Source organism: bacterium, assembly GCA_035371905.1.
Classification (GTDB): domain Bacteria; phylum Ratteibacteria; class UBA8468; order B48-G9; family JAFGKM01; genus JAMWDI01.
Map to the genome: position 1 here is coordinate 1 of DAORXQ010000040.1, position 14682 is coordinate 14682.

The 14682-nt window shown below is 30.2% G+C and carries 13 protein-coding genes; 3 read left to right on the forward strand and 10 right to left on the reverse strand.

Going from position 1 to position 14682, the window contains the following annotated elements; all coding sequences use genetic code 11:
* The 8 genes from PKV21_05555 to PKV21_05590 all read right to left on the reverse strand — a co-directional run.
* A partial coding sequence (locus PKV21_05555) for a helix-turn-helix domain-containing protein (protein HOM26954.1) occupies positions 1-249 on the reverse strand: 249 nt, incomplete at its 3' end.
* Positions 250-536: 287 nt separating this feature from the next.
* Positions 537-1691, reverse strand: coding sequence for a uroporphyrinogen decarboxylase family protein (locus tag PKV21_05560; GenBank protein ID HOM26955.1), 1155 nt, complete (start codon positions 1689-1691; stop codon positions 537-539).
* 93 nt (positions 1692-1784) lie between these two features.
* A complete protein-coding gene (locus PKV21_05565) occupies positions 1785-5300 on the reverse strand; it encodes a DUF6067 family protein (protein ID HOM26956.1) in 3516 nt (1171 codons plus the stop codon).
* Between the two features lie 24 nt (positions 5301-5324).
* The gene (locus PKV21_05570) at positions 5325-7139 is read right to left on the reverse strand and encodes a hypothetical protein (protein HOM26957.1); all 1815 of its coding nucleotides are present in this window, start codon (positions 7137-7139) and stop codon (positions 5325-5327) included.
* A gap of 20 nt (positions 7140-7159) precedes the next feature.
* On the reverse strand, positions 7160-7951 hold the full coding sequence (locus PKV21_05575; GenBank protein ID HOM26958.1) for a DUF1559 domain-containing protein: 792 nt from the start codon (positions 7949-7951) through the stop codon (positions 7160-7162).
* Between the two features lie 18 nt (positions 7952-7969).
* Complete coding sequence (locus tag PKV21_05580; protein ID HOM26959.1) at positions 7970-8686, reverse strand: prepilin-type N-terminal cleavage/methylation domain-containing protein; 717 nt, start codon at positions 8684-8686, stop codon at positions 7970-7972.
* Positions 8683-9753: a GntR family transcriptional regulator gene (locus PKV21_05585; protein ID HOM26960.1), complete on the reverse strand. Its 1071-nt coding sequence runs from the start codon at positions 9751-9753 to the stop codon at positions 8683-8685. The genes PKV21_05580 and PKV21_05585 overlap by 4 nt, the downstream gene beginning before the upstream one ends.
* Positions 9754-9843: 90 nt before the next feature.
* On the reverse strand, positions 9844-10719 hold the full coding sequence (locus PKV21_05590; protein ID HOM26961.1) for a sugar phosphate isomerase/epimerase family protein: 876 nt from the start codon (positions 10717-10719) through the stop codon (positions 9844-9846).
* A gap of 83 nt (positions 10720-10802) precedes the next feature.
* Between PKV21_05590 and PKV21_05595 the strand changes: the two genes are divergently transcribed.
* From PKV21_05595 to PKV21_05605, 3 genes are read left to right on the forward strand one after another with little or no spacing between them, the layout of a single operon-like run.
* Entirely contained in the window at positions 10803-12071 is a 1269-nt protein-coding gene (locus PKV21_05595) for a pitrilysin family protein (GenBank protein ID HOM26962.1), read from the forward strand.
* Positions 12072-12082: 11 nt separating this feature from the next.
* The gene (locus PKV21_05600; GenBank protein ID HOM26963.1) at positions 12083-12658 is read left to right on the forward strand and encodes a biotin transporter BioY; all 576 of its coding nucleotides are present in this window, start codon (positions 12083-12085) and stop codon (positions 12656-12658) included.
* Positions 12655-13671, forward strand: a complete 1017-nt coding sequence (locus PKV21_05605) for an aspartate-semialdehyde dehydrogenase (protein HOM26964.1) — start codon at positions 12655-12657, stop codon at positions 13669-13671. The genes PKV21_05600 and PKV21_05605 overlap by 4 nt, the downstream gene beginning before the upstream one ends.
* A gap of 23 nt (positions 13672-13694) precedes the next feature.
* On the opposite strand, the gene PKV21_05610 is transcribed toward PKV21_05605, so the two are convergent.
* Positions 13695-14207, reverse strand: a complete 513-nt coding sequence (locus PKV21_05610) for an adenine phosphoribosyltransferase (protein ID HOM26965.1) — start codon at positions 14205-14207, stop codon at positions 13695-13697.
* Positions 14170-14682: sigma factor-like helix-turn-helix DNA-binding protein (locus PKV21_05615; GenBank protein ID HOM26966.1), on the reverse strand; the 513-nt coding region annotated here is incomplete at its 5' end. The genes PKV21_05610 and PKV21_05615, both read right to left, overlap by 38 nt.

Here is a 14682-nt window from a genome sequence, read left to right on the forward strand (position 1 = left end):
AGTTGTTATTTCTCTTAAAGGAATTTCAGATAAAATTTTTTTTGTAAAAGTTAAAAATCCATAACCAAGTTTGTATTTTTTATCCTCATAAATTATAAAATTTCTGCTTATGAAAGTTTTTAAAATTCTGTAAAGGGTTGTTCTGGGAATTTTAAGTTTTCTCTGTAATTCTATAAATGATAAATAACCTTCTGCCTCTTTCAACACTTCAAGAACATCTATTCCTTTTGAAAGTAAATTTTGTTCCATATTTGGAATAATTATACCATATTTAGAACAAAGCAAAAATTTTTTCAAAATTCACTATTCATAATTTTAAGAAGAAAGGACTCGACCAGGCGAAATTGTCAGAAGTAGTTTTAATTCTTACATAATAAAAAACAAAGTCACCCAGAAGTTCTGATTTAAGATAATTTTTTTTATCCTCATCATCTCAAATAAATGGTTAATTGTTAGAGAAAAGGATTCCAGTTTTAAAACTTCTGAAATATTTTCATCAGGGAAAATAATATTATTATCCATTTTAATTTTTAGGATTAAAGATAAGCATTTTTTTCGTATTCTTCAATTAAGGTCATAAAATTATCATATTTTACACCATAGGCAATTGAATGGCTTGGTCCAATTATAAATCTTAAATTCTTCTTTTTAAACTTTTCAATAAGGTCTCTTATATTTTTCCTGACATCCTCCATTGTCCCGCTTATAAGAATTTCTGTTGAAATACCACCCCAAAAAATAATTCTATCTCCAAATCTTTTTGTTAAATATTCTATATCCATACCAGCATTTGTCTGTAATGATTGATAAACATCAATTCCCGCTTCAATAAACATTTCCATCAAAGGAATATTATTACCGCAGTTATGAAGAAAAACATATGGTACATACTTTTTTATATTTTCAACCCTTTTCTTTAAAAATGGAAAACATACCTTACTAAAAATATCAGGAGAAATAAAAGGTCCCTTTGTTCCTGCCATATCCTGTTCAAGTAAAACTCCATCCTGTCCCTTTCTTATGTAAAATTTATCAAGAAAATTCTGTATTTTTACATTTCTTTCATTTACTGCTTTTATAACTTCTGGTTTTAAAGCATATAACATCAATCCTGTTTCCATTCCTCCTATAAGTGTAAAAGCAGTTATACCTCCTGAAGTTCCTGCAATAAATTTTTCATCCCTAAAATTTTCAATCAGATAATCAGGTGCCTGAAAAATTGACTGGTCTGGTTCTTTAAGGTCAGATTCAGAAAATTTGAACATATCAGGTGTGTATGTATCTATATCTATTTTATTTTTATCAGGATTATAAATACATGAAATCTCATTTGTTGATTCAGAAATTCTATAAATTCTTCCATTTTCATCTTTCAATGTGTTTTCATCTATTTTTTCTATTTTTGGAGGATTGTAATTTTCAGTAGGCAAAATACCTGCTTCTTTAAATGTCAATATATCAACACAATCTATTTTTTTAAAAAACTCAACTGTATCTTTTTTATAACTTTCACAAACTTCATTTCTCTTTCCTTCCCAAAGTGCAATCTGTGATTTTACTTTATTCCTTACATATGTTGGCCTTCCAATAACTCTTTCAATAATATCATAGTCAACAACATAAAAACCAAGTGGAATTTTATCTATATCCTTTCTTTCTATTAATCTTTTAACTCTTTCTTTTGATGTCATTCAATTATTTTAACCTTTTTCAAATTTTTGTAAATATTGTAATTGCTTCATTAAAAACTCTAAAAATAATTTTTTGTTTTTCTGTATCAAAAATTACTCAATAATATAAACTTTAAAATCACGAGGAGGGACTGAAATCTTAAATTCTGGACTCTGTGATATAAGTTTTAAATTTGAAATATCAAATTTTATAGTTTCAGGCAATTTATGTAAATCTTTTGTTAATTCTTTAATCCTCTCTTTATTTTTTACAGGGTCCTGATTATATAGTTTTTCTGCTTCCCTTAAATTATTCTCCCACTCAATTAATTTTTCATCACTTTCAAGGTCATAAATTTTAAATTCTTTGTTAAGATTTAAATTTTTCGTATTTAGTGTAATTTTAACATCAGTTTTGTTTTCTTCAGATTTGTGAAGATTCATTACCTGAATTAAAACTTTTCCTTTTGGTTGTGTCCATATACTTACAATAAATTTATCATCACTTACCTTAACATATTCCTCATTATCCCAGAAAGGAATAAAATTAACATCATCTCTATCTATTCCCCATCCCTGTCTTAAAACAATTAAAGGTCTCCCTCTGACTGCTGTATGATATTCAGGAACAACATCATGCATCCAGAACCAACCCACTGTCTGCCTTCCAAAAAATCCCCACGAAAGACCACTTCTTCCTACCTGAACCATCCACACAGGTATAAAACCAAATTTCTGCGCCCTGCCAAGAGTTCTTAATAATAAAGAGGGGATTGTCTCTATAATATCGCTTCCTGGAATTGGAGTTTTATCCTCTCCAAACATTGCTACATCAGCAGGTGAAATTGAATAAGGTGACATATAATTTGTTGAATGAACCCAGATAAAAGGTTCTCTATTATGGTCAATAAATAACTGTCTCATCCTTTTCATAAATTCTCTCTGGTGCATTAATGGAATAGATGGTCTTATACTTCCATCTTCCATAATTTTCCCGTTTCCATTAAATACATTATAGTCAGGACCATGGTAAACCTCATCAAAATAAAAACCTTCAACAAACCAGTGTCTGAACCATAATTCCATATAAAAAGCAAAAAAATCTCTATAACTTTCAACAGGTGTTAAATGAAACCAACTTGAAGGGATAAGTGTCCATTCGGCAGGAAAAAATGTGGAAAAACCTTTTGATTTATATCCTTCAAAGTACATACTTGCATTGAAAAAATAACATCTTTTGACCTTGTAAGGATTTGGGTCTTTTTTTGCCTTATCCCAGTTTTTGATAAATTCAACACCATTTTTATTTTTACCAAGGATCTTTTCAGCATTTTTTAAAACATCTGGATTTGACCAATCAATATAATTTTCAGGAAGATTAGCAAGTATTTCATCTGGATTTTTTCCTTCCTGATAAACACCCATTGCCTTTGCAAGTTTTTCGCTATCATGCGGGTCTATTGGACAACCTCCGTGACCAGGACCATAAAAAAAGTTTATTTTACTGTTTGCAAATGGTCTGAAATCAAGGCATGCATTTCTCCAAGAAGAAGGTAGAGGTTTAACAGGAGAAGCAATTAAACCAAAATCCGCTGAAAAATCTTTTATTTCACCCTTTTTTCTTACAAAATTAATCTTCATTTCAACAATTTTATCTTTTTTCAAAATTTCAGCAGTTGGAAAATCCTTACCCAGTATCCAGTTATGGTCATTATCAGCAAACCAGTGTATTGCAATTTCATCATCTGTTAAACAGATATAAGGAACAAAATCAGCAATTTCGTCGCTTTTCCATACACTTTTATTTTCCTTCCCTATCTCACCATAGGAAGGACTCCATCCTCCTGCGGTTGAAAAGTAATACTTTGCATAATTTTCATTTACAGGAATTGAAAGATATATTCTATCAAAGGAAATTTTTTCTTTTTCAGGAACATTAACAAGCATCTTATAATAAATCATCCCATCAAATTCCATATATCCATCTATTTTGAAATTTATATTTCCTATTTTATATTCACCTGTAAATTCAACTCTTTCATCACTTTTCTTTGTAATTCTTATAGGTTTTGAAATAATTGCAGGTATTAATTTTCCTTCCAATTCAGCAAAAAGTCCAATATTTCCTGCAAGCATTTCTTTACCCTGATTCTTTATTCTTTCAGGAAAAACTCCTTTAAATTCTATCTCTCTTCCCCAAACTTCAAGAATTACATTATCTTTTTCTTTTATTTTTATCTTTTCAAAAGGTGGAGCAACTTTAATATTTTTACCAAAATTGTTTCCAAGCCAGACAAATTCTTTCTTTAAATCCTTATGCTCAAATGTATCTATTTTTTCTTCAAGTACTTTTCCTTCTTTACTAAGAAATTTTGTATAAACTTTATATTTTCCATATTTTAAATCTTTTGGAAGCCAGATATAACTTTCAGCACTATCATATTCAAATTTTTCAACTTCTTTACTTACAATAACCTTATCAAGAGGTGAAACAACTTCAAATATAACACTTTTGAGTTTATCAATATGAGGATAATCAAGAATATCACACCATGTATAAAGAGCAAGTGAAATTGGAGCAAAATTAACCCTTGTTTTCATCTGCCATTTTTCTTCCTCAACTTTAATTTCTGGTTTTCTTTCCTGCTGGTAGAGTGAATAATTCCATTTATTTAAAAAGAGTGTTTTACCAGAACTTGCAATTTTAATTAAAAAAATTTGTTTTGTATTTTTCTGAATTTCAGGCAATATTTCATCTATTTTTATATTTATCTTATCCTTTGCTTTTAATTTAAAACTTTTATCATAAACAACTGAATTTCCTGCTTCAACATGAATATTAAAATTTTCTTCCTGATTTTCTCCATTTATTATTTCAACTTCTGTTTTCAATTTATTTTCAAGAAGTGATGATAGGTCAGTTATTTTTGAACAGGTTTCTGTCTGTGAAAATATAAATTGTGCATGTGCCTGAAAATTTTTATACCATCCATATGTATATGGAAATGAACACTGAGGCCATGCAACTCCAATCATTCCTCTCCATACATTATTCTTTTTTATATCCTTTATTCCAAAACTTTCAAATGGAATGGAAATTTCAACCATCCATTTTTTATCTTTATATGATGACTTAACAATCCAGTTTCCATTCCATATAGTTCTTTCAACTCCTAAGGAAGGAATATGTTCAGCATCAAAAACGGCATCATAACCATTCACAATCATCTGATAACACTTAACATTCCCTTCAGTAGGTGGTGTTAACCATATTTCCACCTGAGGATTATCAAGATAAACAGGCTCATCTCGTCTTCTATAATTTTTTGAAGGTTTCCTTTCAAGATTTTTATAAACAATCCCTACGAAAAGATTATCATTATTATGCATTAGATAAGCAAAAGTGTTAACACCAATTTCAGGAACAATTATCCCACCAAACTGTCCTGTTGCACCTACAAATCCTGTAATAACACACGCTTTTTCCCATCCCTTTTCATCAAGAATTCCATCAATCAAAGGTGCTTTTTCTGAATAAGGGATTAAAATCTGAGGAATAAATTCTTCAGAAAAAACAAATTTGTAAAAGAAAAGAGAGAAAAAAAATATCAAAAAAATACTTCTTTTCATTTTTCCTCCTGTTTATTTTAATTTTTACTCCCAGGGATTTATTGCACCTTCTTTATAGACCTCTTTATATATTTTCCCAACTTCTTCAGTAAATTTTGGCATCCACCATCCATGAGTCATCAATATATCTCCTTCCTTAACCGCTTTAACAATTTCATCTCTTCTTTTATCAATTGGTCCATCAGCAACATTTATAATGCTAAATGAATGAGGAAAAAGTTTTCTTATAATAGGAGGAGTTGAAACAATCCCACCTCTTAATTCAGAATATGGTGCAATCTGACTCCATGATGCAGAACCTTTAGGAAATTCAGGAATTATAAGAACATCAGGATGCTTTTTTCTCACTTCCCTTAAAACTTCTGTCCAGAGTAAAATCCATTCAAATTTATTAACATTTTCTCCAACCGGTGCAAATATTCCATTTGTATCCATATAAAATAATGTACAACCCCATCTCTTTTTTGCATATTCAATTTTCCTTGATAATCTTTCAGCAATAGGAAAAAACTGCCACCATGGTAAATCCTTCGGCCATATTTCAGAAAAATCATCATTAAGTGGATTCCTCATAGGCCCATGGGACCCTGTTCCATGCTTCCATTTTTTATCATTTTCATCAAAATATACTTGTGTTGGTCTTATACAAACACCAGTCCTTAATCCTGCATCCCTGAAAATTTTAAAATATTCGTCTGCAATCTCATTCATTTCAGGACCAAGTATTTTCAACATCCTTGGGTCTCCTATATATGTAATTGGATGTGGATTTTCTTCTCCTTCAATATTCCAAACAATCATTCCCTGTGCATTTATACTTTTTAAAACATTCACAGACCTTTTAGCATGTTCAATTGCTATCTTTTTAAATTTTTCTTTTCCTTCAGGAGAAAAAACATCTATTGTTTTATCTGCAAAATAACCTCTTGGATTTGTCGCTGATTTATGTCCTTCCCAACTACTTGCAAGCATTATCATTCCAATAGGCCTTCTATCATTCCATTCAAGATGTGGTTGCCAGTAATCTCTGAATTTTTTATAAACATCAGAAACAATTATATCTGTATCTGAATTAATATCAGAAAATCTTATTGAAAATTCAAAAACAGTATCTTTACCAGAATATATTCTTGGCAATCCCAAAGGTGGAATAAAAACACCTTTTGGTTCTGCTGCAAGAATACCTCCTTTTATATAAAACTCCCATTGATTCTGATTTTTTCTCAAACCATAATTTAAAGGTGGATAAACTGATGCATATGTTAAAAGAAATTTATCTGTAAAATTTTCCTTTCCAAATTTAACTTCAATTACACCAGGAGATTCAAGCGTATCAAGTTCATAAAAATTACCACTTTTTCTAACTACTTTATATCCCAGTCCCCACCAGAAATCAAAAGGTGACTTTATTTCCTGTTTTTCAGGTAAAATAAAATTCAAAATTCCTATATCAAAGTTTGCAATTGTTCTTTCACTTTTATTTGAAATTTTTAAAACAACATCAAAATTATTACCTTTATTATTATACTGAAAACTTATACTTCCCCACGGATAATTATAAATAAGTGTTTTTTCTTTTTCTTTCCATTCTGTATTTACCGGTTTATCCTTAAATTTCTCAAAATTATAAACCCTCTCTCCATTTTCATTTTTCCCTATTTTTTCAAAAACAATTTCTTTTAAATCTGGCTTTCCTTCAATTACAAAATCAATATCTTTATATGAAAGATTCAAAACCCCTTCTTTTGTAAAACTCACATTAATCTTATTCTGAGATGAGCAACTGAAATTGAAAAATAAAAGAAAGATAAAAAATATTCCTTTTAAAATTTTTTTCATCTCTGCCTCCTTTTTAATTCTTAAAATTTTTTCTGATAACTATCAATTGCATAATACCAGAATTGATATGTTTGTCCAAGCCATGCATCTCCATCAGTATTGTAATCCACACTTATATTGGAAACTATTTCTTTCCTATGAGGTAAAAATTTAACTGAACCATCATAGTATAGAACATTAACACCTGTATCCTGATGTGGTGCTCCAGGGTCTTTAATTAAATCACTCCTTGGACATGCAACCCAAGCAAGCCATCCATTTGGATGATATCTTTTATAATTGAAAATCTGGTCAAATTTAATTGATATTGGATATGAAATTAAAACAGGACCATCCCAGAAAGATGCACCTCTCCAACTATAAGAATATCCACAGTTTCTTGCCATCCAATAACTATTTCCATAATTATAAAGTTTAGACCTTTTATAGTCAATCCCAGGACAGAAAAAAAGCTTATTTGTTGTAGCATAAGAAGAAACCCATTTCTTCAAATTATAATCATATTTCCATCTTAAAAGTGCAAGACGATGAGGTGTATTACTATTTCCACTTGGTCCTCCTTTATCTGTTCCAATATTTGATTCGAGTAACCAGTTAATTGGAACACCGTCATTTTTCGGTGGAATAAATCCTTCCCAGTCCTCAATATACATCCTCATACACATACCAATTTGCTTCAAATTATTCATACATGTTGCAAGTCGTGCTTTATGTCTTGCTGAATTTAAAGCAGGAAGTAATAAGGCAGCAAGAATTGAAATAATCGCAACTACAACAAGCAATTCAATTAATGTGAAGCCATTTCTTTTCATAATACCACCTCCTTTAATTTAAAATCCTAATGGATAAAATAAAGCATATGGGTCTGTATTTCCTGTTGCAATATTACTTATATCTGCCAGATTCAAAACACTCATTCTGTTTCCCCACTGGTCTTTTTTAGTTCCTGTATTTCCTCTGAATTCTGTATGACCGTCAAGGAAAAGGATATTAACTCCATCAAATGAATGATTTGGCATGTAACTCTGATTCCTTATTAAATAACCACATAGTATATTTGCCTGTTTTCCTGTATCATAATACTGCCAGTCACCTTTTAAGTCAGCCATAATGGCATATTTTTTTGGTTCTCTTTCATTTTTTTCAGCAAAATTCCTTGCATATGCATAAGAACAATTCATCCAGTCAGCAACTCCTGTTGGCGATTGTGTTCTACTGCTTGCTGGACATATAAATAAACTATAATTTTTCAGATAATCAGGACCTTCTTTTGTAGGAGAATTATAGTAAACATATTGACCTGTTAAGAGCGTTAAAGATGCAGAACATGAGTTTGCTCTTGGTTCATAGGCAGTTGGAAAATATTTATCATAATCATTTCTGTACATACTCAGAGCAACATAAATCTGTTTTAAATTACTCATACAGGTTGCTATTTGAGCCCTTTTCCTTGCCTGGTCAAGAGCAGGTAGAAGCATTGCTGCAAGAATTGCTATGATTGCTATTACAACAAGAAGTTCTATCAACGTGAACCCTTTTTCTTTCATGATATCACCTCCCTTTCTCTTATTTTTCTTTCAATAAGAATAGGTTCAACTTTAAAAATTTCTTTTGGAAACCCGGTATTCAAAACTTCCCCGAGTTTTTCAATAAGTCCTTTTTCATTTATTGATATTGATGGTAATTGTGGAGAAAAATCAATTGAGTGGCTTGTATTGAAGTAACCGACCATAATATAATCAACTCCAAGCCACATTCCTAATTCTTCAAGTATTTCCTGAACCTGTCTTCCAACATTATCAGCAAATGTAAAAATACCTCTTATCTCTTTTTCTTTTTCAAAAATTTTTCTAATTGCTTCTTTCAAATATTTCTCATTTTTATTAACAATTAAATTTTCATCTTTAAATTCAATTCCATATTCCTCAAAAGCCCTTTTAACACCTTTCAACCTCTCCTCATCTATATTTGGTCTATAAGAGGGATTGCTCTGCGTCACTATAAGTATCTTTTCTCCTGTTTTTTCAAAGAGATATTTTGTTCCTATATAACCACCTTTTTCATAATCACTTAAAATGTATGTAGCATTAAGTTTTAAATCAGTTTCAAATCTGTTTATAAAAATCAAATTTCTTATTTTAGAAATATTCTCTTTTAAAAACCAAAAAGGGAAATAACCAATTCCATCCACTATTACAAATTCAGGATTATTTTCAAGTATTTCATCAAGATGGGAAAGAATTTTATCTGTTGGTTCTCCAAGGTCAACAAGTAATGAAAAGAATCTACTGTCCTGAATTTTTTTTATCATAAGTCTTGTTAAATATTCATAAACATGTCCTGAACTTCTTTCTACAATAACACCAATTCTGTAATTTAATCTTCTTTCATTCTTTTCTTTAATTATGCTACCAATACCTGTTTTTCTCTCAATAAGTCCTTCGTTTTCAAGTAAACTTAAAACTTTATTTACTGTACTTCTGTTAACTCCATAAATTTTCGCAAGTTCATGTTCGGTCGGCAGTTTTTCCCCTGGATTTTTTTTAAAAATTTCATAGAGAAGTTTTTCTTTTAATACTTCTAATTTTGTCTTAAAAATCTTTTCTTTTTCCATTATTTATACTTTGTTCAATTGTTCAACAAACATATTACCTCAAAAATTTCTTCATGTCAAGTCCTTCTAAAAAACATTATATTCCTTAAATTAATCCTGAACAACAAATTGACTTAAATGTCTGAATGCGATAATCAAACCTTCATCCTCTTTACCTTTTGCTACTCTGTCATGATATACAGCGTCATGCCATCCCTCAATGTTTAAGTCATTTTTATATCCCGCTCTTATAAGTTCTTTTATGCATAATCTCCAGTCAGTATCTCCAAGTCCAGGGAAACAGTGTTCAATTGCTCCATGATGCCATATACCATATTTTTTCACTATATCCCAGTTTATATGTGCATCTTTTGCATGAACATGATAAATCCTTTTACCAAAATCCCTTATTGTGATTACTGGGTCTATAAATTGACATATCAAATGGCTCGGGTCCCATTCAAGTCCAATTGCTTCTGATTTAACTTCTGAAAATCCAATTTCCCACATTTTTGGAGTTGACATAAAATTTATTCCATTACATGGTGTATGGAAATATCCCATAGGGCAGTGTTCAAAAGCAATCTTTACTCCATGGGCTTCTGCAAATTTAGCATGTTCACTCCATATCTCAACAAATTTCTGAATACTTTCTTCAAGTGGTTTTCCCACAATTCTTCCTGAAAAACCAGCAACAACAGGAACTCCCATTTTTTCAGCAAGAATTATTACATTTCTGACAAGTTTTTTATAATCTTCTTCTTTCTCAGGGTCCATATGATTAACATAAAATCCAGCCAAACAGGAAATTCTTATATCATTCGCTTTATAATACTCAACAACCTCTTTTGCCTTTGTTTCCCATCCATCCTTACCAGGGAAAAAATCATCATTAACTCCTACCCTCAACTCACAACTCTTAAATCCTACTTTTTTTGCAAACTCAACTCTTTCTTTATCATACGACATCATAAATCCTATTCTCATTTTTACCTCCTTTTTTTGAACTTTTAAAATTCTTTATTTTATGGTATTATAAAACTCAAAAAAAATATGTCAAGGAGAAAAAAATGGACTGGTATGAATATAAAAAAGAAAATGGAGTAAAACTTATTTATAAAAGATTTCCAGAATTTCATTCTGTTGCTGTTGGTGTATTCATAAAAACAGGAAGTAGATTTGAAAACCCTGAATATGCTGGTATTTCACATTTTATTGAACATCTTTTATTTAAGGGAACAAAAAATAGAAGTTGTAATGAAATAAAGGAAGCGATTGAAGGAGTTGGAGGAAGTTTTAATGGTTTTACATCTGCTGAAGGAACCTGTTACTGGATTAAAATTCTTGATAAATACTTAAATTTAAGTTTTGATGTTCTATCTGATATGATAAAAAATCCACTTTTAAAAGAAGAGGATATTGAAAAAGAAAGAAATGTAATTATTGAAGAGATAAATATGTACAGGGATATACCTGCAAAATATGTTCATGAATTATTTGATACTCTGATTTTTGGACAACATCCTCTTGGTATGCCAATAGCAGGAACTCCTGAAACATTAACAAGAATAAAAAGAGAGGATATTGTTGATTATATAGATAAAAAATATTCAGGAGCAAACATTGTTGTAAGTGTTGCAGGAAAATTTGAAGTTAAAGAAATGAAAAAGTTATTTGACAAATTTTTTGATGGGATTGAAAGAAAAAAAGAAAATCAATTTGAAAAATGGGATAAAAAAGATAATGGTCCAAAAGTTAAACTTTTAATAAAAGATACAGAACAAACACATATTTCATTTGGAGGTTTCACATATTCTTACCAGGACGAAAGGAAATACCCATTATCTATTTTAAATGTAATTCTTGGTGGAAATATGAGCAGCAGATTATTCAACAGAATAAGGGAAAATCTTGGACTTGCTTATGAAATAAGAAGTTTTATAAGACAGTACAAAGATACAGGAATTTATAATATTTCTGCTGGTGTATCCGGTGAAAATCTTGAAAAAGCGATGGTTGAAATTGTAAAAGAATTGAAGGAAATAAAAGAAAAGGGAGTTAAAGAAGATGAAGTAGAAAGAGCAAAAAGGTTTTTGATATCACAGTTTTTAATGGGACTTGAGGATAATCTTGAATATATGCTATGGATTGGAGAACAGAAATTACTGAAAGAAAAAATGGAAAAAATAAATGAGATAGTTAAAAAAGTTGAAAAAGTAAAAAAGGAAGAAGTGGAAGAAATTGCAAAAGATATATATAAAAAAGAAAATTCATATCTTGCAGTTATATCAAAAAAGGGAGATGAAACAAAATTAAAGGAAATAATAGGTGAACTTTAAAGGAGAAAATTATGATAAAAAAAATCTGGATAAAAACATGGGATAAATATTTTGAGATATACAGATTAATTGGATTAACTGAAAAAATTTTGCTTTCAATTATTTTTTCAATTTTAACAGGTCTTTCTGCTCAGATTTATATAAAACTTCCATTCACTCCTGTCCCTTTAACCATGCAAACATTTACAGTTTTACTATCTGGAATTTTACTTGGAAAAAATTTTGGTTCTTTATCACAGATTTTTTATTTTCTGGGTGGAATTTCAGGAATTGGATGGTTTTATGGCGGTACTTCTGGAATTTTAAGACCGACTACTGGTTATTTAGTGGGATTTATTTTTGCTTCATATATTGCAGGTTATTTTTCTGAAAAAAAGAATAAACTTTCCGGTATGATTTTTGCAACTTTAATTATATACTTTACTGGAATTATCTGGCTTAAATTTTTTGTCAATAAAGGATTAAAAGATTTAATTTTTATTGGAGTTTTACCATTTATTCCTTTTGATATTATCAAAGCAATTTTAGCAGGCCTTTTTGCAAAAAATATTTTTCATTTGAAAGATTTACAGGAGGAGGAGAAATGAGAAATTATAATGTGTGTGTTGTTGGTGCCGGTATGGTAGGTAAAAAGATGGTTGAAATTTTAATTGAAAGGAATTTTCCGTTTAAAAATTTAAAAATCCTTGCAACGAAAGAAAGGGAAGAAGAAATTACGGGAAGGATTTTTAAAATAGAAGAGACAAAAATAGAATCATTTAAAGGTATTGACATTGCTTTTTTTGCAGGAACAGAAGGTGAAAAAGGTGCAAGTAAACTTTTTGGATGGGAAGCGGTTAAAATGGGTTGTATCGTAATAGATAATGGTGCTGATTTCAGAATGGATGATAGAGTACCACTTGTTGTTCCTGAGGTTAATCCTGATGCTTTAAAAAAACATCAGGGTTTTATAGCAAATCCAAACTGTTCAACAATTCAAATGGTTGTTGCACTTTATCCATTGCACCTTGAATTTAATTTAAAAAGGGTTATTGTTTCAACCTATCAGGCAGTTTCCGGTACAGGAAAAAAAGCAGTTGAAGAATTAAGTAAGCAGGTTGAAAGTTATGTAAAAGGAGAAAGAATTGTAAATGAAGTTTATCCATATCAAATTTTTGGAAATGTTATCCCTGAAATAGGTTCTTTAAGTGATGAATATGAGGGTTATTATACGGAAGAAGTCAAAATGATTAAAGAAACAAGGAAAATTATGAATTTATCTGATTTACCTGTTTCAGCAACAACAGTGAGAGTTCCTGTATTTAACGGTCATTCTGAAAGTATAACCGCACAGTTTGAAAAAGAAGTTGATGTTGAAAAAGCAAGGGAAATACTTAAGAATTCTTCTGGAATAGAAGTAATTGACCAGCCAGAAAAAAGTTTGTACCCTGTGCCTCTGTTTGTTTCCGGAAAAGATGAGGTCTTTGTTGGCAGAATAAGAAAAAATCCTGCATTAGAAAATTCTCTTGATATGTGGGTGGTGGCTGATAATATAAGAAAAGGCGCTGCCTTAAATGCTATTCAGATTGCAGAAAAAATGATAGAAATGGGCCTTATTTGAAGAGTCCCGCTCTGTCTTAAATCTTAAAACTTAATTATGGAAAAGACATCGTAGTTTTTAAGTTTTTCTCTGCCATTAAGGTCTGTAAGTTCAACAAGAAATAATATTTTTTCAACAATACCACCACATTTTTCTATCAGTTTACAGGAAGCAAGAGCAGTTCCACCTGTTGCAAGCAAGTCATCAACAAGTATAACTTTTTCTCCTTTTTCTATAGCGTCCTGGTGTATTTCAATTGTATCTGTTCCATATTCAAGGTCATAATCCATCTTGACTTTTTTCCATGGAAGTTTTCCTGACTTTCTGATAGGAACAAAACCAACTCCAAGTAAGTAAGCCAGAGATGCTCCAAAAATAAATCCTCTTGATTCAATAGCAATAACTTTTGTAACATCTTGCGGTGTTTCTTTTTTAAAAGTCATTATTACTTTTCTAAACGCCTCTGCATTTTGAAGAACTGGTGTAATATCCCTGAACAGAATACCCTTTTTAGGAAAATCAGGGATTGTCCGAATTAAACTCTTTAAATCCTTCATTTTTCATTTCCTCCCATTCTTTTCTTAATTTTTTTAAACATATTTTTTTTATCTGATGTACCCTCTGTCTTGTTACCCCAAGTTTTTTTGCTATTTCTTTATAACTATATTGTATACCATTTTCAAGTCCATAATGCAATTTTAAAACTTTACACCATACATCAACATTTGCTCTTTTTTCCTTCTTTTTTATTCTCTCAAATATTTTATCTAAGATATCCTTATTTCTTAAAATTTCCCAGAACTTTTCTGTTTTCTTTCCTGTTGTATCTATTAACTCAAAAAGGTCTACATCCTTCTCTCCATTATAATAATCCGAGGAAATAATTGTTAAATCATCAGAATATTTTTTAAATTTTTTAACAATATTCAAAGGAAGTTTCAATTCCCTGGCAAGTTCTTCATCTGTGGCATCTCTTCCAAATTTTAAATTGTATGTATTATTAATTTCATCCATTTTTTCTTTAAACTCATG

Bases quoted from the DNA above. Each gene is read 5' to 3' on its own strand.
- PKV21_05590 (HOM26961.1), bottom strand. From the start codon at position 10,719: ATGAGAATAGGATTTATGATGTCGTATGATAAAGAAAGAGTTGAGTTT.
- PKV21_05575 (HOM26958.1), bottom strand. From the start codon at position 7,951: ATGAAAAGAAATGGCTTCACATTAATTGAATTGCTTGTTGTAGTTGCG.
- PKV21_05605 (HOM26964.1), top strand. From the start codon at position 12,655: ATGAGAAATTATAATGTGTGTGTTGTTGGTGCCGGTATGGTAGGTAAA.
- PKV21_05585 (HOM26960.1), bottom strand. From the start codon at position 9,753: ATGGAAAAAGAAAAGATTTTTAAGACAAAATTAGAAGTATTAAAAGAA.
- PKV21_05565 (HOM26956.1), bottom strand. From the start codon at position 5,300: ATGAAAAGAAGTATTTTTTTGATATTTTTTTTCTCTCTTTTCTTTTAC.
- PKV21_05570 (HOM26957.1), bottom strand. From the start codon at position 7,139: ATGAAAAAAATTTTAAAAGGAATATTTTTTATCTTTCTTTTATTTTTC.
- PKV21_05600 (HOM26963.1), top strand. From the start codon at position 12,083: ATGATAAAAAAAATCTGGATAAAAACATGGGATAAATATTTTGAGATA.
- PKV21_05610 (HOM26965.1), bottom strand. From the start codon at position 14,207: ATGAAGGATTTAAAGAGTTTAATTCGGACAATCCCTGATTTTCCTAAA.
- PKV21_05595 (HOM26962.1), top strand. From the start codon at position 10,803: ATGGACTGGTATGAATATAAAAAAGAAAATGGAGTAAAACTTATTTAT.
- PKV21_05580 (HOM26959.1), bottom strand. From the start codon at position 8,686: ATGAAAGAAAAAGGGTTCACGTTGATAGAACTTCTTGTTGTAATAGCA.
- PKV21_05560 (HOM26955.1), bottom strand. From the start codon at position 1,691: ATGACATCAAAAGAAAGAGTTAAAAGATTAATAGAAAGAAAGGATATA.